The sequence below is a fragment of the Rhizobium sp. R86522 genome, from assembly GCF_042466255.1.
GTDB lineage: Bacteria > Pseudomonadota > Alphaproteobacteria > Rhizobiales > Rhizobiaceae > Allorhizobium.
The window spans coordinates 1,122,319-1,148,041 of the sequence record NZ_JAXHBX010000001.1 but is presented as its reverse complement, the minus strand read 5'-3'; the positions used below and the strand labels follow the sequence as shown (position 1 = coordinate 1,148,041).

Annotated in this window: 22 protein-coding genes; 7 read left to right on the top strand and 15 right to left on the bottom strand. The window is 61.5% G+C overall.

Annotated elements, in window-relative coordinates:
- Window positions 1-27: 27 nt before the first annotated feature.
- A complete protein-coding gene (locus SJY08_RS05450; RefSeq protein ID WP_377274945.1) occupies window positions 28-1,215 on the top strand; it encodes a lytic murein transglycosylase in 1,188 nt (395 codons plus the stop codon).
- A gap of 509 nt (window positions 1,216-1,724) precedes the next feature.
- Here SJY08_RS05450 and metF read toward each other — a convergent pair.
- The 4 genes from metF to ettA form a co-directional block, all read right to left on the bottom strand.
- On the bottom strand, window positions 1,725-2,633 hold the full coding sequence (metF, locus tag SJY08_RS05445) for a methylenetetrahydrofolate reductase [NAD(P)H] (RefSeq protein WP_377274944.1): 909 nt from the start codon (window positions 2,631-2,633) through the stop codon (window positions 1,725-1,727).
- A complete protein-coding gene (locus SJY08_RS05440; RefSeq protein ID WP_069041102.1) occupies window positions 2,634-3,641 on the bottom strand; it encodes a metalloregulator ArsR/SmtB family transcription factor in 1,008 nt (335 codons plus the stop codon). It lies immediately after the preceding gene.
- Window positions 3,642-3,809: 168 nt separating this feature from the next.
- A complete protein-coding gene (locus SJY08_RS05435) occupies window positions 3,810-6,095 on the bottom strand; it encodes a methyl-accepting chemotaxis protein (RefSeq protein ID WP_377274943.1) in 2,286 nt (761 codons plus the stop codon).
- 242 nt (window positions 6,096-6,337) lie between these two features.
- Entirely contained in the window at window positions 6,338-7,987 is a 1,650-nt protein-coding gene (gene ettA / locus SJY08_RS05430; protein WP_377274942.1) for an energy-dependent translational throttle protein EttA, read from the bottom strand.
- Between the two features lie 246 nt (window positions 7,988-8,233).
- Between ettA and SJY08_RS05425 the strand changes: the two genes are divergently transcribed.
- From SJY08_RS05425 to SJY08_RS05415, 3 genes are all read left to right on the top strand, one after another.
- Window positions 8,234-9,160, top strand: coding sequence for an alpha/beta hydrolase (locus SJY08_RS05425; RefSeq protein WP_377274941.1), 927 nt, complete (start codon window positions 8,234-8,236; stop codon window positions 9,158-9,160).
- Window positions 9,161-9,320: 160 nt separating this feature from the next.
- Window positions 9,321-10,520, top strand: coding sequence for a CaiB/BaiF CoA transferase family protein (locus SJY08_RS05420; RefSeq protein ID WP_377274940.1), 1,200 nt, complete (start codon window positions 9,321-9,323; stop codon window positions 10,518-10,520).
- Window positions 10,517-12,169: a thiamine pyrophosphate-binding protein gene (locus SJY08_RS05415; protein WP_377274939.1), complete on the top strand. Its 1,653-nt coding sequence runs from the start codon at window positions 10,517-10,519 to the stop codon at window positions 12,167-12,169. The genes SJY08_RS05420 and SJY08_RS05415 overlap by 4 nt, the downstream gene beginning before the upstream one ends.
- 21 nt (window positions 12,170-12,190) lie before the next feature.
- Here SJY08_RS05415 and SJY08_RS05410 read toward each other — a convergent pair whose 3' ends face one another.
- Complete coding sequence (locus SJY08_RS05410) at window positions 12,191-13,114, bottom strand: LysR family transcriptional regulator (protein WP_245280921.1); 924 nt, start codon at window positions 13,112-13,114, stop codon at window positions 12,191-12,193.
- A 393-nt stretch (window positions 13,115-13,507) separates the two neighbouring features.
- Window positions 13,508-14,092, bottom strand: a complete 585-nt coding sequence (locus tag SJY08_RS05405; RefSeq protein WP_377274938.1) for a bifunctional transcriptional activator/DNA repair enzyme AdaA — start codon at window positions 14,090-14,092, stop codon at window positions 13,508-13,510.
- Between the two features lie 114 nt (window positions 14,093-14,206).
- On the opposite strand from SJY08_RS05405, the gene SJY08_RS05400 reads away from it, so the two are divergent.
- On the top strand, window positions 14,207-15,142 hold the full coding sequence (locus SJY08_RS05400) for a DMT family transporter (protein WP_377274937.1): 936 nt from the start codon (window positions 14,207-14,209) through the stop codon (window positions 15,140-15,142).
- Window positions 15,143-15,224: 82 nt separating this feature from the next.
- Here SJY08_RS05400 and SJY08_RS05395 read toward each other — a convergent pair whose 3' ends face one another.
- From SJY08_RS05395 to SJY08_RS05380, 4 genes are all read right to left on the bottom strand, one after another.
- Window positions 15,225-15,566 carry a RidA family protein gene (locus SJY08_RS05395; RefSeq protein WP_006728347.1) on the bottom strand — a complete coding sequence of 114 codons (342 nt, stop codon included), beginning with the start codon at window positions 15,564-15,566 and terminating at the stop codon, window positions 15,225-15,227.
- An 82-nt stretch (window positions 15,567-15,648) separates the two neighbouring features.
- Window positions 15,649-15,987: a TIGR01244 family sulfur transferase gene (locus SJY08_RS05390; RefSeq protein ID WP_377274936.1), complete on the bottom strand. Its 339-nt coding sequence runs from the start codon at window positions 15,985-15,987 to the stop codon at window positions 15,649-15,651.
- Window positions 15,988-16,072: 85 nt separating this feature from the next.
- Window positions 16,073-16,900 carry a DUF4432 family protein gene (locus SJY08_RS05385; protein ID WP_377274935.1) on the bottom strand — a complete coding sequence of 276 codons (828 nt, stop codon included), beginning with the start codon at window positions 16,898-16,900 and terminating at the stop codon, window positions 16,073-16,075.
- Complete coding sequence (locus SJY08_RS05380; protein ID WP_245280920.1) at window positions 16,897-17,349, bottom strand: MarR family winged helix-turn-helix transcriptional regulator; 453 nt, start codon at window positions 17,347-17,349, stop codon at window positions 16,897-16,899. The genes SJY08_RS05385 and SJY08_RS05380 overlap by 4 nt, the downstream gene beginning before the upstream one ends.
- Window positions 17,350-17,536: 187 nt before the next feature.
- On the opposite strand from SJY08_RS05380, the gene SJY08_RS05375 reads away from it, so the two are divergent.
- Window positions 17,537-18,892, top strand: a complete 1,356-nt coding sequence (locus SJY08_RS05375; RefSeq protein WP_377274934.1) for a L,D-transpeptidase — start codon at window positions 17,537-17,539, stop codon at window positions 18,890-18,892.
- Window positions 18,893-18,965: 73 nt separating this feature from the next.
- Window positions 18,966-19,523 (top strand): alpha/beta hydrolase, encoded by a 558-nt coding sequence (locus SJY08_RS05370; protein ID WP_377278482.1) that lies wholly within the window; start codon window positions 18,966-18,968, stop codon window positions 19,521-19,523.
- 17 nt (window positions 19,524-19,540) lie between these two features.
- Here SJY08_RS05370 and SJY08_RS05365 read toward each other — a convergent pair whose 3' ends face one another.
- From SJY08_RS05365 to SJY08_RS05345, 5 genes are all read right to left on the bottom strand, one after another.
- The gene (locus SJY08_RS05365; protein WP_054151643.1) at window positions 19,541-20,260 is read right to left on the bottom strand and encodes a ParA family protein; all 720 of its coding nucleotides are present in this window, start codon (window positions 20,258-20,260) and stop codon (window positions 19,541-19,543) included.
- A 268-nt stretch (window positions 20,261-20,528) separates the two neighbouring features.
- Window positions 20,529-21,674, bottom strand: coding sequence for an iron-containing alcohol dehydrogenase (locus SJY08_RS05360; protein WP_054151642.1), 1,146 nt, complete (start codon window positions 21,672-21,674; stop codon window positions 20,529-20,531).
- Complete coding sequence (locus SJY08_RS05355) at window positions 21,671-23,056, bottom strand: aldehyde dehydrogenase family protein (RefSeq protein WP_377274933.1); 1,386 nt, start codon at window positions 23,054-23,056, stop codon at window positions 21,671-21,673. The genes SJY08_RS05360 and SJY08_RS05355 overlap by 4 nt, the downstream gene beginning before the upstream one ends.
- A 104-nt stretch (window positions 23,057-23,160) precedes the next feature.
- Window positions 23,161-24,528: a glutamine synthetase family protein gene (locus SJY08_RS05350; protein WP_377274932.1), complete on the bottom strand. Its 1,368-nt coding sequence runs from the start codon at window positions 24,526-24,528 to the stop codon at window positions 23,161-23,163.
- Between the two features lie 87 nt (window positions 24,529-24,615).
- Window positions 24,616-25,656: a TRAP transporter substrate-binding protein gene (locus SJY08_RS05345; RefSeq protein ID WP_377274931.1), complete on the bottom strand. Its 1,041-nt coding sequence runs from the start codon at window positions 25,654-25,656 to the stop codon at window positions 24,616-24,618.
- Between the last annotated feature and the right edge of the window lie 67 nt (window positions 25,657-25,723).

Below are 25,723 nucleotides of genomic sequence, written 5' to 3'. Positions count from 1 at the left end.
GCGGCACGCAACCCGAAGGACTGATCGATGAACAAAGCCCTGCGTCATGCGCTCCCTCTCGCCCTCATTCTTGCCTCAGCCGGTTTCGCCCAGGCGCAGCAGCAATGCGGCGGCGATCTCGCGACCTTCCTCGAAGGCGTGAAGGCGGAAGCCATTGCCGCGGGCTCGCCTCCAGAGATTGCCGACAAGGCGCTCGCGGGTGCGGCCATCGACCAGAAGGTTCTCTCGCGCGACCGTTCGCAGGGCGTTTTCCGCCAGACCTTCCTGGAATTCTCGAGCCGCACCGGCAGTCAGGCGCGCCTCGACACCGGCCTTAAGAAGATCAGGGAATACGCCGATGTCTTCGCACGCGCCGAACAGGAATATGGCGTACCGGCAGGCGTCATCACCGCCTTCTGGGCCAAGGAGACAGACTTTGGCGCCGTGCAGGGCGACTTCAACACCCGCAACGCGCTGGTCACGCTCGCCCATGACTGCCGCCGTCCGGAACTTTTCCGCCCGCAACTACTGGCGCTCATCAAGATGGTCGAGCACGGCGATCTCGACCCTGCGACCAACACCGGAGCCTGGGCCGGCGAAATTGGCCAGGTGCAAATGCTCCCTGAAGACATCATCGCCTTCGGCGTGGATGGCGATGGCGACAACCATGTGAACGTCAAGCAGAGCAGCCCTGACGCCCTTCTCACGGCTGCGCGCTTCATTCAGCATCTCGGCTTCAAGCGCGGCGAACCTTGGATCCAGGAAGTCAGCATTCCGGAAAACCTGCCCTTCGAGAAGTCCGGCCTTGGAGGCACGATGACGGCAGGTGAGTGGTTTGCGCTCGGCGTTCAGCCTCGCGATGGCGAGACAGCTTTCTCTGCCCTGCCCGCCTCGCTGATCCTGCCGCAGGGCCGCAAGGGGCCGGCCTTCATCACCTATCCGAACTTCAACATCTATCTCGAATGGAATCAGTCCTTCATCTACACGACCTCGGCGGCATTTTTCGCCACCCAGTTCGGTGGTGCGCCCGCCTATCAGAAGGGCAACCCCGAACCGGGCCTCGACACCGACCAGATGATGGCGCTGCAAACCAAGCTGCAGGGCCTTGGCCACGACGTCGGCAAGATCGACGGCATCCTCGGCGCCGGCACGCGCGTCGCGGTGCAGAAGGAGCAGCAGCGAGTCGGCCTACCCGCCGATGGCTGGCCGACACCGGCACTGCTGGCCGCACTCTGATATCCGCATCAAAGACCACATGATCGAGCCGGGGCGCCTCCACGCCCCGGCTTTTTTGTTTCGAGCAGCTGTCGATCTGTTGACGCTGAGGATTTCAGCGCCTTGAGTCGGCCTACAAAAGCTCACGGAAATTAAACTTCATTAACAGCGCGAGATCTGAAACAAGCCGTTGAAACGCCTAGCTTATCGAATGTTAGGCATACTTTATCCACTGTAGAATGACGCAGCGCAGCACAGATTTGCCCTTGCGCCGACACAAATCAGACATAATATCTAACGGTCAACGCAAGGAGGCACACATGGGACTGACTAATTCAATTAATGTCCTGATCGTCGGTGCAGCGTTTGTTTTCATCGCAACGATGCTGTTTATCTGACACGGGTCTGAGTAACTGAAACCCATGAGTTGGCCTGGTTAGGCCTCTCCAGCAGATATGATTTCAAAACGAATAAAAGGCGCATGACACGGACCGTCATGCGCCTTTTCTCATGCCGACGGCGACCTCAGATCAAGCAGCAGCGCTGGAAACCTTGGCGGCCTTCGCCGTGATGCCGAGCCGGTCCAGGGTCGCAATGGTCAGCGGCGCCCGGTTCATCGTGTAGATGTGAAACTCCTCGATACCGCGACGCGCGAGATCGGCGATCTGTTCCGCCGCAATGTCGGCCGCAACGGCGGCACGCGCCTGAGCATCGCCCTCGGTCCCCTGGAAGCGCTCGTCGAGAAACGACGGGGTGCTGGCGCCACACATAGAAGCGAAACGCTTCAGCTGCGTCAGGTTCTGGATCGGCATGATGCCGGGCACGATCGGGATGGTGATCCCCGCCGCGCGGACACGTTCCAGGTAGCGCTCGAAGATATCGTTGTCGAAGAAGAACTGCGTCAGCGCGCGCGTTGCTCCCGCATCCACCTTCTGCTTGAGCATGTCGAGATCGACGTCGTCGTTTTCGCTTTCCGGATGGCGCTCGGGATAGGCCGAGACGGAAATCTCGAAATCGCCGAGGTCACGCAGACCGGAGACGAGGTCGGCAGCATTGACGAAGCCACCCGGATGCGGCGCATAGCGGCTGCCGACGCCCCCTTGTGGGTCGCCACGCAGCGCCACGAAGTGGCGAACGCCGGCGGCCTGAAATTCTTCGACGACCGCGCGCACCTCGTCACGCGTCGCACCCACACAGGTGAGATGCGAAGCAGTGGCAAGCGGGGTCTCGGCAATCAACCGCTTGACGGTCGCAAGGGTCGGCTCGCGCGTTGTACCGCCGGCACCATAGGTCACCGAAACGAAATCGGGCTGGTAAGGCTGCAGGGCCTTCACCGCCTGCCAGAGCTGATCCTCCATATCGGGCGACTTGGGCGGGAAGAACTCGAAGGAGATCCGCGCATCAGGGGTCTTGGCGATCGGCCGTTCGGGCATAGTCATCTATCTGCTCCCGGTCAAGGCAAGGGGTTGTACTGAAGTGGCCCTGCCCGCAGCGCTCCCACGCCGGGCAAGCCAGATGGTCACGGTGAGCCCGCGCCCCGCCGCAGTTTCCGGCGGCAGGTCGATGACGTCCTCGACGGCCAAACCCTGGCGGTCGAGCCATTCGGCCATGACGCCATGGGAGAAGCCGAGGCGCACATGGGCGTGCTCGTCCCGGAGATATTCATGGGCATGGGGTGCGAGATCGATGATCGCGAGCCGACCACCCGGCTTCAGCATGCGCGCAGCCTCGGCGAGAGCCAGTTCCGGCTCCTCAAGGAAGTGCAGAACCTGATGGATCGTGACAAGGTCGTAGTCGCCGGCATCGAGCGGCAGGTTCAGGATGTCACCATGACGCACGCTGGCGGACAGGATGCCTTCTTTGTCGAGGTTGGAGCGGGCGACCGCCAGCATGTCGCGGCTGGCATCGATCCCGATTGCGCGGCGGTAGCGTGGCGAAAGCAGTTGCAGGATACGGCCAGTGCCTGTGCCGAGGTCGAGCATGGATTCGACCGCGTCGGTTCCGACGATCCGCAGCAGAGCCGCTTCTACATCGGCATCATTAACATGCAGCCGGCGAAGCTCATCCCATTCGGAAGCGTTGCGACTGAAATAGGCCTGCGCCTTCTCAGCCCTCGCCCGCTTGACGCTGGCCAGGCGATCCCGGTCACGCTGGAGGACAGGATCGCTCTCCTCGGCAGCATCCAGCAGCAGTCGAACCAGTGCCGCGCCCGAGCCTTCCTGCTTCAGCCGAAAATAGGCCCACGCGCCCTCCTGATAGCGATCAATCAGATCGGCTTCCGCAAGCAACTTCAGATGACGGGAGATTCGTGGCTGGGACTGACCGAGAATTTCGGTAAGATCGGTAACCGTGAGATCGCCCGCAGACAGAAGCGTGAGGAGACGCAGGCGGGTCGGCTCGCCTGCCGCCTTCAGCAATTCCACAAGAGTATCGACACCGAGTCTCATTCACACCACCGCAATAACGACATAAAGATATCTTTATGTCCGTTTTCGATGTGATGCAAGCCTTAATCCGCGACCACCGCTAGCTTGACGGTGAAAAGGAAAACGGCCGCCTCTTCAGGCGGCCGTCGCGATCTCAGTGAGACACTCGTCAAGCGACTGACAGAAGCCTCAGAACTCTTCCCAGCTCTCGCTTGCGAGCGCGGTATTGCCGGACACAGCGGGTGTCACTCGACGGGGAGCAGCCTGCTGTGCGGCCGGAACAGCAGACCGTGCTGGTTGCGGCGATACCGGAGCCATCGAACGCGTCTGGCGCGAAGCCTGAGCAGCCGAGGCCGCGCCCTGCCCCGTCCGGAAACGCTGCAACAGCTCCGCAAGGCTTGCTGCTTCCTGAGCGAGACCCGCGGACGCCGCGTTCATCTCCTCCACCATGGCCGCATTCTTCTGGGTCGCCTGGTCCATGTGGTTGACCGCCTGATTGACCTCGCCGAGACCGACCGACTGTTCCTGCGCGGCAGAGGCGATGGCATCCATATGCTCGTTGATCGCCTGAACCAGGCCGGCGATCGCCGTCAGGCCGTCGCCGGTCTCGTTGACCAGTTTCACGCCTTCGCTGACAGCGACTTCGGAATTCCCGATGAGGGCCTTGATTTCCTTCGCCGCATTCGCCGAACGCTGCGCGAGCTCGCGAACCTCCTGCGCGACGACCGCAAAGCCCTTGCCTGCCTCGCCCGCACGCGCGGCCTCGACACCGGCATTGAGCGCCAGAAGGTTGGTCTGGAAAGCGATCTCATCGATCACGCCGATGATCTGGCTGATCTGCTTGGAGGCATGCTCGATGCGCTCCATCGCAGTGACCGCGTTTCCGACCACCACACCGGACTGTTCCGCACGGCTGCGGGTGTTGCGCACGATGTCGCGCGCTTCTCCGGTCCGCCGCGACGTGGCCGTCACGTTGGAGGTGATCTCTTCGAGCGCCGCTGCGGTCTCCTCGAGCGAAGCTGCCTGTTGTTCGGTGCGCTTGGCCAGATCGTCGGAGGCATGTGAGATCTCGCCGGAACCACCGCTGACGGCATGGGCCGAGCGGCCAACCGAGACCAGAACGCCACGCAGCTGTTGCACCGACGTGTTGAAGTCGTGACGCAGAGCTTCGAACTGAGGGGCAAACTCCTCCTCGATCTCGCAAAGCAGATCGCCCGATGCCAGCCGCTTGAGACCTGCGGCCAGCGTGCCGGTTGCCTTTGTCAGGCGTTCCTCGGCATCGGCCTCAGCACGCGCCTGCATCTCGGCACGCTCGCGCTCGCTGCGAACCCGACTTTCGGATGCTTCGGCTTCCAGCTCGGCATTGCGAATGGCAGCCTCACGGAAGACCTCGACAGACCGGGCCATCGCCCCGATCTCGTCAGTGCGCTCGGTGAAGGGGATGGACTGCAGCGTATCGCCATTGGCCAGTCCGATCATCGAACAGCTGACACGCCCAATGGAACGGGACAACGTGCGGGTGATGGAGACGCTGAAGGCCACGACCAGCAGGATGAAGCTGGAAAGACCGACGATGACGGAAATCATGCTGAAGCGCGCATCGGCCAGACGATCATTGATCGCCTCGAGGAACGCCGTGGCGTTGTCGCGGATGATCGCGGCCGCAAAGTCACGGCGCTTCGCCATGCTTTCGGTGAAAGGCTTCGGATCACGCGCCCCAGCGTAATCCTCGAGGCTTTCCATCGCCTGGAGCGTTTCGTTGATCTGCCTGCCCTCTGCCGTATCGAAGAAGGAATAGAAGCGGCTGATCACATCTGGACGCGCAAGCTCACGGAAGGGACCGTCGAAGGTCCGTAGCTGGCTCTGCAGCGCGCTGAACCGGACAAGCTCGGCCTTCCCGAAGGCGCCGTTGTCGATGTAGAACTGGCCCATGCGATTGAGACCGAGATAGGCTTCGTTGACCTTCATCAGCGCATGATGCGCACGGATGTCGGACGAGAGCGTCAGATCCTCGGTGAGGTTCGCCGTTCTGAGCGTCAGCTCAAGTCCGGCTGCGGCGACTGGCTGGGCGTAACGCAGCGGCAGGATCGGATCCTTGTCGCCGGCATCGAGTTTCTGTCGATACTCCGGCATCCGGGCATACATCTTCTCCAGATTGGCCCGGAGCTGCAGGGTGATCGGATCGCCGTATCCCATCCGGTCGAGCTCGGCCATCTGATCCATCATGGCCTGATAGATCGCATCCGATTGTTTGCGGATCTCCATGCGATTCGGCGCCGTCTCCAGCGGCATGATCATCATCAGCTCGCCGCCTTGATAGGCGAGCTCTGCGAGCGCCGCTGCGCGTGTGAGCTTCTGATACTCCAGATAGCTGTTATAGCCAGCCGCGCCACCAAGACCGGTGACGGCCAGCAACGGCACCAAAGCGATCAGGGTCAGCGCTTTTTGAAACGAAATTTTTCCCAGGATAGACACCTGTCAGTTCCCTCCAGACAGAGAAGGCGGACCTGATGTCGTCTTCTGCCAATTCCCCACTGCGCCTGATGCGCGGCTCCCGGAACTGGTATGATACACAAACTGTTTAGATTCAGTTTATCGTGATACACGAAAGTATTGCTATTGTTGCGACGATGCGCAAGCCAAACGAAATGTGGCCCGCAGAGATTGCGAGCCACATTGAACCAGTTTGACGAGCAACAGGGAAAGCCTGTCTCGATTTAGCGCGTCAGGCGCTTGTAAGCCTGGCTGCCCGGGTTGAGCGCATCCGGGCCAAGGCGGCGGATCTTGTCCTGCTCGTAGTCTTCGAAGTTGCCCTCGAACCATTCGACATGGCCATCACCTTCGAAGGCGAGGATATGCGTCGCCAGACGGTCGAGGAACATGCGATCGTGGCTGATGATGATGGCGCAGCCGGCGAAGTTCTCGAGTGCCGTTTCCAGCGCGCCCAGCGTTTCCGTGTCGAGGTCGTTGGTCGGTTCGTCGAGCAGAAGAACGTTGCCGCCGGCCTTCAACATCTTGGCCAGATGCACGCGGTTGCGCTGACCTCCGGAAAGGTTGCCGACCTTCTGCTGCTGATCGCCGCCCTTGAAGTTGAAGGCGCCGCAGTAAGCGCGGGAGTTCATGTCGAACTTGCCGAGCTTGATGATTTCGGCACCGCCCGAAATTTCTTCCCAGACGGTCTTCGAACCATCCAGCGCATCGCGGCTCTGGTCAACATAACCGAGATGGACAGTATCACCGACGCGGATCGAACCGGCATCCGGCTTTTCCTGACCGGTGATCATCTTGAACAGCGTCGACTTGCCGGCGCCGTTCGGGCCGATGATGCCGACGATGCCGCCCGGCGGCAGCTTGATCGACAGGTCGTTGATCAGCGTGCGGCCTTCAAAGCCCTTGGTGATTCCGTCGAGTTCTATGACCACCTGGCCGAGACGCTCGGAGACCGGAATGATGATCTGCGCATCACCGGGACGAATGCCTTCAGCCGCATCAACCAGCTGTTCATAGGCCTTGATACGGGCCTTGGACTTGGCCTGACGGGCCTTCGGGCTGGATGCAATCCATTCCTGTTCGCGCGAGATCGCCTTCTGGCGGCCGGCCTCTTCGCGGTTTTCCTGAAGCATGCGCTTGGCTTTCGCCTGCAGGTAAGCCGAATAGTTGCCTTCGTACGGAATACCGCGGCCACGGTCGAGTTCGAGAATCCAGCCGGTGACGTTGTCGAGGAAGTAGCGATCGTGGGTGATCATCATCACGGCGCCCGGATAGTCGCGCAGGTGCTTTTCAAGCCAGGCGATCGTCTCGGCGTCCAAGTGGTTGGTCGGTTCGTCGAGCAAAAGCAGGTCCGGCTGCGAGAGCAGCAGGCGGCAGAGCGCGATGCGGCGGCGTTCACCACCGGAAAGCAGGGTGACGTCGGCGTCCTTTGGCGGGCAGCGCAGCGCTTCCATCGCCATTTCGACCTGCTGTTCGAGATCCCAGAGGTTCTGGCTGTCGATGATGTCCTGGAGCTTCGCGCCTTCGTCGGCGGTCTCGTCGGAATAGTTCATCATCAGTTCGTTGTAACGGTCGAGCACGGCCTGCTTGTCGGCCACGCCTTCCATGACGTTCTCGAACGCATTCTTCGCCGGATCCAGATGCGGTTCCTGCTCGAGATAACCGACGGTCGCACCTTCGGCAAGCCAGGCTTCACCGGTGTATTCCGTGTCCTGACCGGCGATGATGCGCAGCACGGTCGACTTACCCGCACCGTTCGGACCGAGGATACCGATCTTGGCATCGGGATAAAACGAGAGGTGGATGTTCTCGAGAATCTTCTTTGCGCCGTAGGACTTGCTAAGTCCCGACATGTGATAGATGAACTGGCGTGCCATGGGGTCTTGCTCCGGCGGGAATGGGAATTTGCCGCTATGTAGGCGAATTGCGTCCTTGGGGCAATGCGGCGCACAAAAAACTGCCGAGAAATACAGCAGTTCTCGCAAGTTTCAGATCATTCCACATCCCCGCCTCGCCGGCCGGGGTCGCTACTCGGCGGCTTGTTCGCGCATCCGGCGTCAAGCCACTGACGCTATTGCGCATGGCAGAGAAATGACCTCCTATCGCGCCATCGGGGGAACCAAATGTTTTCAGATCGTGCCTTTCACCAATCGCCATCAGGCGCCCGTCTTGCCTACCACCACCAGCCATCGACGACCGCGCCGCGCGGTATCGTCCTCATCTGTCACGGCCTGGCGGAGCATTCCCGGCGCTACGCGGGATTTGCCTCGTCTTTGGCCGCCCATGGCTACCACGTCTTTGCCCATGATCACCGCGGACACGGCGAGACGACGGCACCGGACGCTCAACTCGGGATATTCGCGCGCCGCAACGGGGCCGAAAAGGTGATCGCCGATGTCATGGCCATGCGCGAGTTTGCCGTTGAAACCTATCCGGGGCTTCCGGTCATCCTCTTCGGTCACTCCATGGGCGGCCTGATCGCGCTCAACGTCGCGAATGAACATCCACAAGCCTTCCATGGACTGACGATCTGGAATTCCAACTTCAATCCCGGCCTTGCCGGACGCTTCGCCCAAGCCGTGCTTTCTCTTGAGCAGATGCTGAAGGGCTCCGACGTCCCGTCACTAATCCTGCCAAAGGCGACCTTCGTTGCCTGGGGCCACGCAATCAAGGGCCATCGGACGCCATTCGACTGGCTCTCGCATGACGCGCGCGAGGTCGACGCCTATATCGCCGATCCGCTCTGCGGCTTCGATGCCAGCGTCTCCATGTGGCGCGATATCTTTCGCCTGACTTTCGCAGGCGCCGCCCCCGAACGTCTTGAGCGCCTGCCGCAACGCCTCCCCGTCTATCTGGTCGGCGGCGCTGAGGACCCCGCGACCAATATGGGCCGCGAGATCCGCTGGCTCGGCCAGCGCATGCTCGATGTCGGCATGACCGATGTCGAAACCACGGTCTATGACGGCATGCGCCATGAGACGCTGAACGAGATCGGTCGCGAAAAGGCGATCGCCGATTTCCTCGCTTGGATCGGCAATCTCGGACCCTGATCTGGCCAGATCTTGCCGAAACGGAATGATGCCATGAGAGAATATCAGGTGCGAATGGCAAAATGGGGCGATATAGCTCTGTCGATAGCAGTTCTTGTCATGGCAGGAGATCCAATTTTGTCGGATCGCCGAACCTGACGACGCCGCACAGGATCGCGCAATGACGCCCAAGCCATCATCCCCTGCCCCGCTCACCGGCATCCGCGTGATCGAACTGGCCCGCGTACTCGCAGGCCCATGGGCAGGCCAGATGCTAGCCGATCTCGGCGCCGACGTGATCAAGGTCGAAAACCCTGATGGTGGCGACGACACCCGCGCCTGGGGTCCGCCCTTCGTCGAGGGCGCCGACGGCGAAAACCTCTCGGCCGCCTATTACCACTCCACCAACCGCAACAAGCGCTCGATTGCCGTGGACCTCAAGACGCCCGAAGGCCAGGAAACGGTCCGCCGCCTCTGCGCCTCGGCCGATGTCGTCATCGAGAACTTCAAGCGCGGCGGCCTTGAGAAATACGGTCTAGATTACGCGAGCCTGAAAGCGATCAACCCGAAGCTCGTCTACTGCTCGATCACCGGCTTTGGCCAGAACGGCCCCTATGCCGATTTCGCCGGCTATGACTACATCGTCCAGGGCATGTCCGGCTTCATGTCGATCACCGGCGAGAAGGACGGCGAACCGATGAAGGCAGGCGTCGCGATTGCCGACATTTTCACGGGCATCTATGCCGTGACCGCCATCCAGGCCGCCCTGATCCACGTGATGAAAACCGGCCAGGGCCAGTTAGTCGACATGGCCCTGCTCGACGTGATGTCGGCGGTGCTGGCCAACCAGAACATGAACTATCTGATCTCGGGCAAGCCGCCGACACGCCTCGGCAATGCCCATCCGAACATCAGCCCTTATGAAGTCGTGCCGACATCAGACGGCCACCTGATCCTCGCCGTCGGCAATGACGGCCAGTTCAAGCGCCTCTGCACGATCCTTGGCATCCCCGCTGTTGCTGAGGACGAGCGTTTCGCCACCAACAAGGCCCGCGTCGCCAACAAGGTCCAAGTCCGCCAGATCGTCACGGCAGAAACCGCGAAGTGGCAGAAGCGCGACCTGCTCTCGGCCTGTGAGGCGAATGCCGTGCCCGCGGGACCGATCAACTCGATCGAGGAAATGTTCGCCGACCCGCAGGTCCAGGCCCGCGGCCTCAAGATCGATTTGACCGACGACAAGGGCACGGTCATCCCAAGCGTGCGCACGCCGATCGTGCTCTCCGAGACACCCCTGCGCTACGAGCGCCCGAGCCCGCGCATTGGCGAGCATGGCGAAGACATTCTGGCCGAACTGGCCGAGCTGGAAAGGAAGATCAAATGAAGAGAACCGGCGGAGCCCTTGTAGTCGAAGCCTTGAAGGCCAACGGCGTCGAGCGCGTGTCCTGCGTTCCCGGCGAAAGCTTTCTGGCCGTGCTCGACTCGCTGAAGGACAGCGGCATCGAGACGCTGGTCTGCCGCCAGGAAGGCGGCGCGGCGATGATGGCCGACACCTGGGGTCGCCTCACCGGCAAACCCGGCATCTGCATGGTGACCCGTGGTCCGGGCGCGACCAACGCGTCTGCCGGACTGCATGTCGCCAAGCAGGATTCGATCCCGATGATCCTCTTCATCGGTCAGATCGGTCGCGACATGAAGGAGCGCGAAGCCTTCCAGGAAGTCGAATACCGCCGCGCCTTCACCGAGTTCGCCAAATGGGTCGGCGAGATCGATGACGCCCGCCGTATCCCGGAATTCGTCACCCGCGCCTTCGCCGTCGCCACATCAGGCCGCCCCGGCCCCGTCGTGCTGACGCTGCCGGAAGACATGCTGCTCGACGAAGTCGAAGCCCCGGAAGCGAAGCCCTACACGCCCGTAGAAGCCCATCCCGGTCCAAGCCAGATCGCAGCCCTCGGCGAGATGCTGAAGACCGCGAAGCGCCCGATGGTGGTTCTCGGCGGCACGCGCTGGAGTGAGGCATCCGTTGCCGGCATCCAGGCCTTTGCGGAAAAGTTCAAGCTGCCGGTCGGCTGCTCCTTCCGCCGCCAGATGTTGTTTGATCACCTGCATCCGTCCTATGCCGGCGATGTCGGCATCGGCATCAATCCGGCGCTCGCGAAGGAAGTGAAGGAGGCAGACCTCCTGATCCTGCTCGGCGGACGTTTCTCGGAAATGCCGTCCTCCTCCTATACCCTGATGGACATCCCCTACCCGGCGCAGACGCTCGTCCACATCCATCCGGATCCGTCCGAGCTTGGCCGGGTCTACCGCGCCGATCTGGCGATCTGTGCCGCGCCTGAGGAATTCGTCGCAGCACTCGCATCGCTCGATGCACCCGCCGCCCCTGTATGGGCCGAGCGCACAGTTACCATGCACGCCGCTTATGTCGCCTGGTCGACACCGCCGAAGGCCGGCCCCGGCGCCGTGCAGATGGGCCCGATCATGGAGTGGATCGAAGCCAACACGCCGAAGGATGCGATCTTCACCAATGGCGCCGGCAATTACGCCACCTGGCTGCACCGCTTCCACCGCTTTCAGGCCTTCAACACCCAGGCCGCTCCGACCTCCGGCTCCATGGGCTACGGCCTGCCGGCAGCCGTCGCTGCCAAGCAGCTCTTCCCGGAGCGTGAGGTCATCTGCTTTGCCGGTGACGGCTGCTTCATGATGCATGGCCAGGAATTCGCGACCGCCATCCGTTACGACCTGCCGATCATCACGCTCGTTATCAACAACAGCATGTACGGCACGATCCGCATGCACCAGGAGCGCGAATATCCGGGCCGCGTCAGCGCCACTGACCTGACCAACCCCGATTTTGCAGCCCTCGCCAAGGCCTATGGCGGCCACGGCGAAACCGTCGAGAAGACGGAGGATTTCGCCCCCGCCTTCCTGCGCGCCCGCGCCTCCGGCAAGCCTTCGATCATCGAGATCAAGCTCGACCCGGAGGCGATCACGCCGACAAAGACATTGAGCCAGATCAGAGAGAAAGCGTGATATCCGGATCCGACTGTCGCCTCAGGAAGCAGGAGCGGGACGCATTTCTCCCGAGCGTGAGAGGAAGTGTTCCAGGAACTCCAGGAAAACCTGGACACGCGGACTGACGAACCGTCCCTTGGCCATCAGCACCCAAAGACTGATCGGCGCACCGCAGTTCGCGTCCGTCAGGATTTCAACCAACCGCCCGTCCTTCAACGCGGGGCCGACGACAAAATCCGCCAGTCGGACTATGCCATGTCCTTCCAGCGCCATGTCGAGCAGCATGCCGACATTGTCGCTGGAGAATGATCCCTGCGGTTCGAATTCGACCATGGTCCCCGCTATGGAAAGGGACCAGGTTGGGGGCGGCAGCCGCCCCGTCAGCGCCAGGCAATTGTGAGACGCGAGATCGGACGGAACGGAAGGCGTGCCCCGACGCGCAAGATAGGCAGGTGCGGCACAGATGACCCGCCGCCCCCGTGAAAGTTCGCGAACGGTAAACTCGCCCGATGTTGTCGGGCTTCCACGGATCACGATGTCGACGCGTTCGCTGACTGGGTCGATCAGCCTGTCGGTCAGGCTGAGGTCTATGCGCACTTCGGGATAGCGCACCATAAAGGCCGGGACGACTTGCAGCAGTGTCTGGCGCGCAAAGCCGGTACTGGCATTGATCCGCAAAAGCCCTTTGGGTCGTGACCTCGATGATGCCACGTCAGCTTCTGTCCGCTCGATCAGCGCGAGAACCTGTTGCGCCCTTTCATGGTAGAGGGCGCCTTCCGGCGTCAGCGCCAGTCGCCGCGTCGAGCGCATCAGCAGCCGCACACCCAATCGGTCCTCCAGCCGCGATATAAGTTTTGACAGCGCAGACGGGGTAACTCTCAGATCCTCCGCCGCTCTGGCAAAGGAACCGAGTTCAACGATCCGGACAAATGCCTTCATGTCGGCCGATGCAGTCATATTCATGAACCTCAGTCACGAGATAGCGGCAAAACGAGCTGATTATCAGCCGCATCAACCATGATAATTCATGAATTCTCGGTCATGACAACAGGCGGATCACATCATGCGACGTTCGAAAGCCACAGATGCAAGGGTGGGCGCGGATGGAGAGATCGACTTTGACTTCCACCGCGCCCGCGCAGCTGTGTTGCGCCGCAAGGCGATTGCCGCCTTCTGGCACAAGCTGCTGCGGGGTGCCGTGAGCTCCCTAGTCGGCGCACTGTCCACGCTTCGCACCATGTTCGCACCGCGGAGGAGCAGTGAGTATTCAGAGAGAATAGAAGGCTGAGCCAAATGATAAAGGCCGGGATCACTCCCGGCTTTTCTTGCACTGTGAGCCCGGCCTTGCGCCGCAACTCAGATTTTTGCCGATAACAGCCGGCGTTTGATCTCTGTGGGTGGACGTCTATACACCTCCTGAAAGACGGCATTGAACCGCCTGACGCTGCCGAACCCCGCCTGCAGCGCAATCTCGGTGATCGTCATGTCCGTGCCAGTCAGCAGGCGCTTGGCGCGCTGAACACGCGCCGTTTTTGCTACCTGCAGCGGGCTTGCGCCGAGATGCTTCTGAAACAGCCGCGTCAGATGCCGACCGCCGACCCCGACGCGGGCCGCAAGCGCCTCGACGGTCGCATCCGGCGCATCGAGCGCGCCTTCCTCGCGGATCAATCGTGCTGCCCTTTCGACGATGGCAGCACTGCCCTTCCACGCCGGGCTGAACGGCGCCGTTTCCGGCCGGCAGCGCAGGCAGGGGCGATAGCCCGCAAGTTCGGCCGCTGCCGCACTCGGCAGGAATTCGATATTGCAGCGATAAGGCTGGCGCACCGGGCAGACACACCGGCAATAGATCCCTGTGGTTCGAACGCCGATGAAGAACCGGCCGTCAAACTCGGGATCACGCGCAAGCCATGCCTGTTCACATTGGTGGATATCGAGGCTCATGATCAGAGATTACATCAGCGTTCGGCCCCTCAAAAGGACAGAGTCCGAATCCGGCGAGCAAATCGCGGTTCGGCACGCCACTCATGTCCATCAGATCAACGCTGGAACAATCGCATGCAGACGAACCAATCCATGAGCCTTGCCGGCTGGGCTCTACTCTTGGCACTGTCCGTTCTGTGGGGCGGCTCCTTCTTCTTTTCCAAAGTCGCCCTCTCTGAGCTTCCGCCGCTCACGGTGGTCCTGGCCCGCGTGGCGATCGCGGCATTGGCTCTGCTTGTCTATTTGCGCATCCGCCGCCAGCCCATCCCCGCAGACGCCACCATCTGGACCGCTTTCCTGGGCATGGGTCTCCTCAACAATCTCATCCCCTTCACGCTTCTCTTCTGGGGGCAGACCCAGATCGCCAGCGGTCTCGCCTCGATCCTCAACGCGACCACTCCGATCTTCTCGATCCTCGTCGCGCATGTTCTGACATCGGACGAAGGCATCACGCGCAACAAGCTCGTCGGCATCGCCCTTGGGTTCTTGGGTGTCGCAGTGCTGATGGCCGGAAACCACGTGAAGACAGAGGCCATACCGCTCCTGCCGCTGCTAGCCTGCCTTGGCGCAGCCCTGTCCTATGGCTTTGCTGGCGTATTCGGCCGGCGCTTCCGGCGCATGGGCATCTCGCCGGCAACCAGTGCATTCGGTCAGGTATCGGCGACAACGTTGATGATGATGCCCGTGGTCGCGCTGGTCGATAGCCCATGGCATCTGCCGATGCCGGGAATTACGACCATCGCTGCGCTTCTCGGCCTCGGGCTGCTGTCGACGGCGCTCGCCTATATCCTCTTCTTCCACATCCTCGCGGTCGGTGGAGCTATCAACAGTTCCCTCGTCACCCTGCTCATTCCCGTCAGCGCCATCCTGCTCGGCTATCTGTTCCTCGGCGAAAGGCTGGCACCCAACCATTTCGCTGGAATGGGCCTGATCGCGCTCGGATTGCTCTCCATCGACGGGCGCCTATATCGCTGGCTCCTTGCCAGGAGACACAAGTCCGCCAGCCCGTGAGCCCTGAGCAACCGGCGGAGAAAACGAAAAAAAGGCCGGGATCGCTCCCGGCCTTTCGCATTCTGTGCGTTGCCCTGAAAAATCAGACAGCAGCTGTGACGATGAACTCGACCAGATAGTCCGGCGTCGCGAGCGGCGCACCGCTGGTGGCGCGGGCCGGCGGGTTGGCCGGATCGATCCAGGCTTCCCAGACGGCATTCATTTCGCCGAAGGTCGACATGTCGGAGAGGTAGATGATCGTCTGCAGGATCTTCGACTTGTCCGAACCGGCGGCGGCCAGCAGGCGGTCGACTTCGGCGAGCGCCGACTTCGACTGCTCCGTCACGGTAGAGCCTTCACCAACCTGGCCGGCGAGGTAAACGGTGTTGCCGTGGACGACGGCGCCGCTCATGCGCTTGCCGGGCTCGATACGCTTGATGCTCATGGGATAACTCCTGCTTGAGGCTGGTTTAGAAAACAGACAGGCCGGACGCGAACGTCCGGCCAAGGATAATGGAAAAGACGCGTCAGCCGCGCTGGCGCTGTGCGTGTTCGTAGGTTGCGTTCGAACGGGCACCGGAGCGGCAATAGCCGAGCATCGGGCGTTCGAATTCTTCGAGCGCATCGACCATGTCGGCGACGGCATCCGGCGTGACACCCATCGGCCCGACGGGCACATGCTTGATCTTGAGGCCGAGTTCTTCCGCGCGCTTGGCAACGGCTGCAAATTCAGGCTGGCCGAATTCTTCACCATCCGGGCGATGGCAGACGATCGAATTGAAGCCGAGCGCCTTGATCTCGTCGACCTCGTCGACCGTGATCTGGCCGCTGACCGAATATTCCTCGTTGATCTGGCGGATGTTCATCGGGGCTCCTCGTCAATTTCCTTAGGGCCAATCATCTACGACGGGCATCCCTGAGCGTCAATCGTAGGGGAGCACCGATCGGTCGTCAGACGAAGGAAAATGCAAGTCCGTAGTCCCGGCTTTCGCCCGGCTGCAGGATATTGAATTCGCCCGCAGCCTCGAGCTCGGCACGCCCCACCCAGCGATGCGAGACCGGCTCGATGCCAAGCACATGGGCAGGCAGCCTCTGGTTACGCCACACTTGAAGATGCGGCAGTGTATCGGTTCGGAAACGGACCTTGAGTTGCCTGCCGCCGATCGTCGCGATCGGCCCCAGACGCAGTTCCGCCCAGCCGCCATGACCCGCTGAAACACAGAAGATGCCGCCCTCCGCTTCGCCGAAGGCCCAAGGAAAACCACCGCCGTCGAGCATCGCCCCTTCGAGCTGCGTTTCGTCGTCGAAGTGCTTCGCGCCCAGATTTATGTGATACATCAGAAAGGTCGGAAAGGCGGTTTCGCCGACATTGACGAGCGTATCCGAAAGCTGCACCTCGCCGCTCTCGGCCTTCAGGCGCCACTGCCGCCGCAACTGCGCGTGGCCGCCAGCCGCGAGTGTCACATCGACCACGGCCCGCGCCACGAGATCCTCTCCCTCGACCGCCATCTCGATCGAATGCGCCGGGTTGGCTGAAAAGGAACCATGCAGAGGAAAGTGCCGGTCCGTGCCCGCGATCGGCTCTCGGTGGCGGATATGGTCGGGTCCGCAGGTGAACAGGAACCCTTCCAGCGAATGGTCAATCCGCGGATCGCCGTCATCGGGGATCGCCCGGCCGGGAGACAGATCGACGCCCTCGACGATGCACGAGCCGATATCGAATACCGAGCTTTCGTCCAGTGCCAGACGCGGTCCCCTGGGACCGGAAAAAGTGATCATGCAAGAGGTTCCTCGGCCTGCCGTTGCGGGGCCCTGAGGTGACCGGTGGAGATGAGATCCTCCAAGCCCAAGAGCCCGCTGTCGAGCGAGGAGAGATAGGCGATGTTGACACTGCGCTCAAGCCACTGCTGGAAAGCCCCAGCCTCGTCCGCGAGCCGTTCGAACCTGTGCTGCCCCTTGAGCGTTAACGACAGAAGTTCAAAGCGCCGGTCCGATCGATCCTTTTTGCGAATGAGATATCCTTTGTCCTCTAGGACCTTCACGGCACGACTGATTTTTGTCTTGGAAAGACCCGAATGGGAGGAGATGGCCTTCGCCGTTGTCGGCGTGTGTTCGCCGAGCGACCAGAGAACCTGCCATTCGGACCACGACAACTCGTCTTCCGGGCCGCAGAACTGCATGAAGCCGTGGTCAACGCTTTCGGCCACGCGTAAAAGCCGAAAGGGCATAAATGCCTCCATCCTCAGTCTATCCTGCATTGTCCCCTCTCACCCCGGAGCTGCAACCCTGCATCCAGCCCGGTTATCTCTTCCGCCCCCACAGCGAGTTAACTCTCAATTCATTATGAATTCACCTTTTCCACATTAGTGTCAAATTTATCGCGTTTGTCGCCGGCTCAGACGAGGAAACCGAATCGTGTTCGACTTCAGGAAATCTAGCTTGATACTTGCGGTTTTGGCCGCCGCCTCTCTCACATCTGTGAGCCTAGCCTCGGCACAATCGGCCTATGGCGGTCGCAACGCCCAGATGCTGCTCGTCTCGCCGGAGGGCGATATCCTCGACTATGTGCCGGAAGCCGGCGAAGTCATGATCAGCCGAGACCGAATGGGCCGCACGGTGCTGATCGACCGCATGGGCAATCTGGTCGCAACCGAGATTCCGGCGGAAAGCTATTATCCTCCCCGCCAGCGTGGCGGAAACCGAGGCCTGCCCGGCGTCTACGATCCCTATTCCGAACCCGCACCTGCGCCGCGTGGCTGGGACGACGACGTCACGACCGCATCGATCCCCGACGTCGACCCGCGTGACAGCCTGCCGCTCGACGGTCTGCCCCAGGACATGCCGTATGGCGGCCCGGATCTGCCCGCACCTGCCGACACGGCCCCTGCCCGCACGGTGACGCCTGAAATCCCGGTCAAGAGCAATCTCTCCCGCCTGGAGATCACCGCCCTCCAGGCGTTCCTCGATCGTGAAGGCATTTCGCCCGGCGTCATCGACGGCAAGATGGGCCAGAACGTCAACAAGGCGATCGTCGCCTGGGAGCAAATGACCGGCGAAACGCTCGACCCGAACAATGCCGACGACATCCTGGAGCGCCTGCGTCTCTCCGGCGGCCTCGCGATCAAGAGCTACACGATCACCGCCGGCGATGCCGCCGGCCCCTTTGTCGCGTCGATCCCCGACGACTACGCACACAAGGCACAGCTTCCGGCCCTGTCCTACACCTCGACGGCGGAGATGCTCGCCGAGCGTTTCCACATGGATGAGGGCTATCTGCGCGAACTGAATCCCGGCGTCGACTTCTCGATCCCGGGCACGACGATCAAGGTGGTGGAGCCCGGCCCGTACAAGAAGGGTAACGTGGCACGCATCGTCGCCAACAAGGGTCTGAAGCAGGTCTTCGCCTATGGCGAGGATGGCGGCCTGATCGCCGCTTACCCGGCCAGCATCGGCTCGGCCGATACACCCTCCCCGTCGGGCACCGTCACGATCGAACGCATCGCGCTCAACCCGGGCTATACATACAATCCGAAGATCAATTTCCAGCAGGGCAATAACACCCAAGTCCTGCAGATCCCGCCAGGGCCGAACGGCCCCGTCGGCACGGTCTGGCTGGCGCTGTCGAAGCCGACCTACGGCATCCACGGAACCCCCGAGCCCTCCAAGATCGGCCGTACCCAGAGCCACGGCTGTATTCGCCTCACCAACTGGGATGCGACGGAACTGGCAAAGATGGTCAAGTCGGGCGTGACCGTGGAATTTGTCGAGTGACAGCTCAGGCGCTCGCGAGTTTGCGGGCTTCCCGACACTCGTCCGCGAGGGCGAGAGCCGTCACCAACCGTTAGTGTTTCTGCATGGCAGCAACCAGGATGAATTCTCACTTCTGGACTTTGCCAGGGAGGCAGCACCCGCTCATCCGACGTACTGTCCGCGAGGTCGCGAGCCATCAGATGCGTCGTTCACGTTCTTCAGAAGACGGACGGACAGGTCGATTGATGAGGTGAACCTTACCGACAGGGCTGCAGAACTGTCGCAACTGCTCTTGATCATCGGGCAGAGGCATGGAGAGCCGGCCCTGCTGATCGGCTTTTCGAGCGGCGCGATAATGGCAGCAGCCCTGACTGCACGTCACACGACCTTGGTGTCAGGCGCCGTATTGCTTCGCCCAGAAAAGCCCGTCACCCAGAACTGCTTTCCCGATCTTGCCGGAACACCAGCCCTTCTCGTATCGGGAGAAGATGACGAAAGGCGCGAACGATTAGACGCAGTCGGGCTAGTCGACCAGCTGAGGGCCGCCGGTGCTGCGGTCGAATGGCACGAGCTGGCATGCAGCCATGGCTTTGACCCTGAAGGTCGCGACATAATGTTAACCCGCGCTTGGCTTGCCAAACGCGGGTTGTAGTGTCGAATTTGGGGTTATCAGGCGGCTGAGCGCACCAGACGGAACAGGCGACGCGGCTCGCTGGAGCGGATCACCTTGACCGGCAACAGGCGCATGACCTCGGAAGCGAAGGCCTTGGCATTGTCCTGGGCCTTGTCGAGATTGCTGATCTTCGCCGTATCCATCGAATACAGCGTGCCACCACAGTCGAAGATCTCGCGGTAAGCACTGCGTTCAGCAATCGGCGTGTTGATGACGTTCACACCACGAGCCGCCAGAAGCCCCTTGATCGTCAGAAGTGCGCGCGTGGTCACCATCGAGGTGACGCGCGTGAGCACGACCGAATGTGGAATGACGAGGTTGCCGGCATCCTGCATCAGCTTGATGAGGTCGAGGATCTGCGCGCCGCCCTTGGCGTCCATGGCGCAACCCTGGACAGGGATCATCACGTGATCGGAGAGACCGATCGCAGTCGTGACCATGGCGTCGCGCGCACCGGCCAGATCCATGATGATGTAGTCGTTGCTGCGCGACAACTCGCGGATATGTCCTTGCACGGAAGCGACCGTAACCTCGGAGACCACCTCGATGTTGCGCTGCGGACCCGAGATCTCGTGCCACTGGGTGATCCAGCGTTGCGGATCGGCATCAAGGATGGCGACGCGGTATCCCTGATGGGCCAGTTCGGTGGCAAGAAGAAGGGCTGCGGTGGTCTTGCCGGCACCACCCTTGGCATTGGCAAAAGAAATGACTGGCATGCTGTTTCCTTGGGAGGTCAGATCCGAGCGGCTCATCGCTCTTTGGCAACCTGCGTCATCGGTGCCACATGCTGTCATCATGGCGCAAACATGGTTAACAAACTGGAAACGCGCGCGAGGTCCCCCTCCCCCCTTATTGGGGAGAAGCGACGGAAATGCCTAGTATATTCGCTGATAGGAATAGGCAGGCAGAAGCTCGGCCCGACAGCATGGCTGCAGAGGCCCCGGCACGACATGCCGGGGCCTTTCAAGCGAGCGACGCGTGAGATCAGAAGCAGTCGGCGAAGAGCTGCTTGGTGTTTTCGAGCGTCATCTTGACTGGATTGCCGCCGGCGCTGGGATCCTCGATCGCCATGGCCGAGAGCTCATCGATCCGGTCATTGGCAATGCCCATGGCCGTCAGGTTGGCCGGGACGTTGAGTTCGGCGCGCAGGGCGAGCACATAGTCGTAGAAGCCATCAAACCCTCCCGCAATGCCGAGATAGGCAGCCGCCCGCTCAATCCGCTCCTCGATGACGTGACGGTTGAACTTCAGGACCGGCGGCATGACAACGGCGTTCGTCATGCCGTGATGGGTGTTGTAGACGGCCCCGATCGGATGCGACAGCGCATGGATTGCGCCGAGCCCCTTCTGGAAGGCGACGGCGCCCATGGCAGCCGCCGACATCATGTTGGTTCGGGCTTCGAGGTCAGTGCCGTCCTTGTAGGCACGCGGCAGGAATTCCTTGACGAGACGCATGCCTTCGAGCGCGATGCCCTGGCTCATCGGATGATAGAAGGGCGAGGAATAGGCTTCCAGGCAATGCGCGAATGCGTCCATGCCGGTGCCGGCCGTGATCATCTTCGGCATGCCGACGGTCAGTTCCGGGTCGCAGATGACGACGCCGGGCAGGAACTTCGGATGGAAGATGATCTTCTTCACATGCGTCACGGAATTGGTGATGACCGAGGCACGACCGACTTCCGAACCGGTGCCGGCCGTGGTCGGCACGGCGACGATCGGGGCGATCGCATCGGAATTCGCACGGGTCCACCAGTCGCCGATATCCTCGAAGTCCCAGACCGGCCGTGTCTGGCCGGCCATGAACGCCACGCACTTGCCAAGGTCGAGGCCCGAGCCGCCGCCAAAGGCGACAACGCCGTCGTGACCGCCATCCTTGTAAGCCTTGATGCCGGCTTCGAGATTCTTCTCATTCGGGTTCGGATCGACATCGGCAAAGAGCGCGCGACCGAGGCCGGCTTCTTCCAGCACGTCGAGCGCAGTCTGGGTGATCGCCATCGGGGCAAGCCCCCGGTCGGTGATCAGCAACGGCTTCTTCATGCCGAGCGATTTGCAGGCGTCCGCCAGTTCCTTGATGCGGCCACGTCCCATCTTGATGGCGGTGGGATAGCTCCAATTGGCGACGATGTTCATTTCGTGACTTTCTTCAGGTGGTAGGATTTCGGACGGGTAAGGTTCTGGAAGCCGAGCACGGAGAGCGAGCCGCCCTTGCCGGTTTCCTTGACGCCGGTCCAGCAAAGCGCCGGGTCGAGGTAATCGGCGCGGTTCATGAACACCGTACCGGTCTCGATCTCGCGGCCGATGCGGGCGGCGCGCTCGGGATCCTGCGTCCAGAGCGAGGCGGTCAGACCATAGGGGCTGTCGTTCATCAGACCGAGCGCCTCGTCGTCGCTCTTCACCTTCATGATGCCGACGGCCGGACCAAAGGTCTCGTCCTTCATGAAGGCCATGGAATGATCAACGTTCACGAGGATCTGCGGCATGATATAGGCGCCGCCGTCATCGGCCGGGAAAAGCTTTGGATCGACCAGCGCCTTGGCACCCTTCGACACGGCATCGGCGATCTGCTCGCGCACCACCTTGGCGAAGCGCTTGTTGGCCATCGGCCCGAGCGTCGTTTCGGCATCCAGCGGATTGCCGAGCTTGTAGTTCGACACCCAGGCGACCGACTTCTCGACAAAGGCGTCGTAGAGGCTTTCATGCACATAGATGCGCTCGATGCCGCAGCAGCACTGGCCGGAATTGTAGGTAGCGCCATCCATCAGCGTATCGACGGCGGCCTCCAGGTCGGCGTCTTCCATGACGTAACCCGGGTCCTTGCCGCCGAGCTCGAGCCCGAGACCTGCAAAGGTGCCGGCAGCGGCCCGCTCGATGGAACGCCCGCCTTCGACCGAACCGGTGAAGTTGATGAAGTTGAAATTGCCCGCCGCAATCAGCGCGGACGTCGTCTGGTGATCGAGGAAGAGGTTGATAAAGACATCGTCAGGCACACCAGCCTCGACAAACGCCCGCACCATGCGCTCGCCGACCAGAAGCGTCTGGGTCGCATGCTTGATCACGACGGTGTTGCCCGCCATCAGCGCCGGCGCGATCGTGTTGATCGCGGTCATGTAAGGGTAGTTCCACGGCGCGATGACGAAGACCACGCCATGTGGCTCGCGCTCGATGCGGCGCTCGAAACTGTCACTTGCTTCCACGACCAGTGGCGCAAGCGAGTTGGCTGCAATCGCCGCGACATAGTTGGAGCGCTCGTTGAAGCCCTTGTATTCGCCGCCGTAGCGCACGGGACGACCCATCATATGGGCCAGTTCCGGCACCACTTCGTCCGCCATCTCGTTGAGGCGGGCAACGCCCTTCAGCACCAGCTGAACGCGGTCTTCAAGCGGCCGGCGCGCCCAGGCCTTCTGCGCCTTACGGGCGCGGGCCACAGCCTCGGTCGCCGCTTCCAGGGACATGGCCGGTCGCTCGGCGTAAACCGATCCGTCGATCGGCGAAATGCATTGGATCATGGTCATGATCGTCTTCCTGTTGTTCTAGAACGAGATGACAGCGGCCGCAGCCGCTGTCCTTGTTTCCACCCATACGCCGGGGATCGTGGCGGGCTCAAGGCCGCCTTTGGTCACGCCCGCTCGAAACCGCGAGCCACCTCCCAATCCGTGATCCGGCGATCGTATTCCTCTTGTTCCCACTCCGCTGCGCGAACGTAGTGATCGACGACGTCATCGCCGAAAGCAGCCCGCAGCATGGCCGAGCCGCGAAGCGTTTCCGCAGCCGCCCGCAGCGTCCTTGGAATTTCGCGAGCCTCTTTTGCCCCATAGGCATCGCCCGAGAATTCCGGTTCGAGCGCCATCTTCTTCTCGATACCGTCGATACCAGCTGCGAGAAGAGCCGCCATGGCGAGATAGGGATTGAGGTCGGAACCACCGACGCGGCACTCGACGCGGATGCCCTTGCTCGCCTCGCCGCACAAGCGGTAGCCGGCGGTGCGATTGTCCTTCGACCAGATCGCCTTGGTCGGCGCAAACGTGCCGGCGACAAAGCGCTTGTAGGAGTTGATATAGGGCGCGAGGAAATAGGTGAAGTCGCTGGCATGGGCGAGAAGCCCGGCCATGTAGTGGCGCATCGTCTCGGACATGCCGTATTCGCCGTCTTTGTCGAAGAACAGCGGCGTCTGGCCATCGGCTGACCACAGCGACTGATGGATATGCGATGAGGAGCCTGCGGCATTGTAATGCCACTTGGCAAGGAAGGTGATGGCCTTGCCCTTCGACCAGGCAATCTCCTTGCAGCCGTTCTTGATGATCACGTGGCGGTCGGCCATGGTCAGCACGTCCGCATAGCGGACATTGATCTCTTCCTGGCCGGCGGATGCCTCGCCCTTGGAATTCTCAACAGGGATGCCCGCCCCCTGCAGCCCCTTGCGGATCGCGCGCATCACGCCTTCTTCCTTGGTCGTCTGGAAGATGTGATAGTCCTCGTTATAGCCCGAGACCATTTTCAGATCGCGATAGCCCGAAAGCCGCGCCTCGTCATAGGTCTGGTCGAAGAGGAAGAATTCGAGTTCGGTCGCCATGAAGGCCTTCATGCCCATGGCCTCAAGCCGGGCGACCTGCTTCTTCAGGATAGCGCGCGGCGAATGCGGCACTTCGGCATGGGTGGCGTGGTCAAGCATGTCGCAGAGAACGAGAGCCGTACCTTCGAGCCAGGGGATCCGACGCAGCGTCGAAAGATCGGGCTTCATTGTGTAGTCGCCGTAGCCTTTCTCCCAGCTCGTCGCCTTGTAACCGGAGACGGTTTCCATCTCCATGTCGGTGGCGAGCAGATAGTTGCAGCTATGCGTTTCCTTCCAGGCGCTTTCGACGAAGAACTCCGCCTGAAAGCGCTTGCCCATCAAACGGCCCTGCATGTCCACCTGACACGCCAGAACCGTGTCGATGCGCCCTTCTGCGACGTCTTTTTTCAACTCTTCGAATGTGTACGTGGTCATCTCGGTGTTCCCAGGGCAGCGATTGGCTCATGCCGTCTTGTTTTGTGGAGGCGACCCGGCCGAAGCCGGATCGCCATGTCGGTTCAATCAGCCGTAACGGTAAGGCTTGCCGGCCTTTTCCATATCGCCATTATACTTCTTCAGGATCTCGACGACCTTGCCGGTGCGCGGTGTCTGCTTGGCAACCTCTTCCCAGAACACGCGAGCCGCATCCTCGACCGTCTTCCATTCGGCATCCGGAATGCTGGTGAGCTCGAGGCGACCGCCTTCGGCACGCAGACGGGCTTCGCCGCCCCAGTACCAGTGCAGGCGCTTGTAGTGGGAACTATCCATGCACATCTGCCACAGGGTCTGCAGGTGCGGCGGGACTTCGTTCCAGCGGTCGGCATTGGCAAAGAACGAGCCTGCCCAGCCGCCGGAGACATTGTTGGTCAGGAAGTACTTGGTGACATCAACCCAGCCCGAGGTGAAGACCTCGGTGATGCCGGACCAGGCGATCGCGTCGATTTCGCCCGTCTGCATGGCAACCGGTACGTCTTCGAACGGAATGGTGACCGGCACGACGCCGAACTGCGACAGGAACTGGCCGGCCGTCGGGAAGGTGAAGACGCGCAGGCCCTTGAGATCATCGAGCTTGGTGATCGGCTTGTTGGTGGCGAAGTTGCACGGATCCCAGGCCCCGGCCGAAAGCCACTTCACGCCGACTTCCGTGTAGGCTTCATCCCAGATCTCGGCGAGGCCGTATTCGTAGAACAGTGTCGGCACGTCGAGGCTGTAGCGCGAGGCGAACGGGAAGTAGCCGCCGAACACCTTGATATCGACAGGCGAGTTCATCGAATTGTCGTCGGACTGGACAGCGTCGATCGTGCCGGCCTGCATGGCGCGGAAGAGTTCGCCGGTCGGTACCAGCTGGTCTGCCGTGAAGAGCTGGATTTCCATCTCGCCGTTTGCCGCCTTGTTGAAGGCGTCAACCGATGGCCGGATGACGAATTCGGCGAGTGCTGCACCGGCATAGGTCTGCAGGCGCCAGGTGATCTTGGCGTTCTGTGCCTTGACGTAAGGGGCTGCCAGAACGGCAGGGGTCGCCATGGCGGCCGTCTTCAGGAATGAACGTCTGCTGTTGGTCATGTTGTTTCCCTCTGTTCTTCGTTTCTTTTGAAGCCCGCAGGACCTGAGGTCCGGCGGGTAGTCCTGG

Coding starts and splice junctions, on each gene's coding strand:
- SJY08_RS05450 (WP_377274945.1), top strand. CDS start 28: ATGAACAAAGCCCTGCGTCATGCGCTCCCTCTCGCCCTCATTCTTGCC.
- metF (WP_377274944.1), bottom strand. CDS start 2,633: ATGACTATGCCCGAACGGCCGATCGCCAAGACCCCTGATGCGCGGATC.
- SJY08_RS05440 (WP_069041102.1), bottom strand. CDS start 3,641: ATGAGACTCGGTGTCGATACTCTTGTGGAATTGCTGAAGGCGGCAGGC.
- ettA (WP_377274942.1), bottom strand. CDS start 7,987: ATGGCACGCCAGTTCATCTATCACATGTCGGGACTTAGCAAGTCCTAC.
- SJY08_RS05425 (WP_377274941.1), top strand. CDS start 8,234: ATGTTTTCAGATCGTGCCTTTCACCAATCGCCATCAGGCGCCCGTCTT.
- SJY08_RS05420 (WP_377274940.1), top strand. CDS start 9,321: ATGACGCCCAAGCCATCATCCCCTGCCCCGCTCACCGGCATCCGCGTG.
- SJY08_RS05415 (WP_377274939.1), top strand. CDS start 10,517: ATGAAGAGAACCGGCGGAGCCCTTGTAGTCGAAGCCTTGAAGGCCAAC.
- SJY08_RS05410 (WP_245280921.1), bottom strand. CDS start 13,114: ATGAATATGACTGCATCGGCCGACATGAAGGCATTTGTCCGGATCGTT.
- SJY08_RS05405 (WP_377274938.1), bottom strand. CDS start 14,092: ATGAGCCTCGATATCCACCAATGTGAACAGGCATGGCTTGCGCGTGAT.
- SJY08_RS05400 (WP_377274937.1), top strand. CDS start 14,207: ATGCAGACGAACCAATCCATGAGCCTTGCCGGCTGGGCTCTACTCTTG.
- SJY08_RS05395 (WP_006728347.1), bottom strand. CDS start 15,566: ATGAGCATCAAGCGTATCGAGCCCGGCAAGCGCATGAGCGGCGCCGTC.
- SJY08_RS05390 (WP_377274936.1), bottom strand. CDS start 15,987: ATGAACATCCGCCAGATCAACGAGGAATATTCGGTCAGCGGCCAGATC.
- SJY08_RS05385 (WP_377274935.1), bottom strand. CDS start 16,900: ATGATCACTTTTTCCGGTCCCAGGGGACCGCGTCTGGCACTGGACGAA.
- SJY08_RS05380 (WP_245280920.1), bottom strand. CDS start 17,349: ATGCCCTTTCGGCTTTTACGCGTGGCCGAAAGCGTTGACCACGGCTTC.
- SJY08_RS05365 (WP_054151643.1), bottom strand. CDS start 20,260: ATGCCAGTCATTTCTTTTGCCAATGCCAAGGGTGGTGCCGGCAAGACC.
- SJY08_RS05360 (WP_054151642.1), bottom strand. CDS start 21,674: ATGAACATCGTCGCCAATTGGAGCTATCCCACCGCCATCAAGATGGGA.
- SJY08_RS05355 (WP_377274933.1), bottom strand. CDS start 23,056: ATGACCATGATCCAATGCATTTCGCCGATCGACGGATCGGTTTACGCC.
- SJY08_RS05350 (WP_377274932.1), bottom strand. CDS start 24,528: ATGACCACGTACACATTCGAAGAGTTGAAAAAAGACGTCGCAGAAGGG.
- SJY08_RS05345 (WP_377274931.1), bottom strand. CDS start 25,656: ATGACCAACAGCAGACGTTCATTCCTGAAGACGGCCGCCATGGCGACC.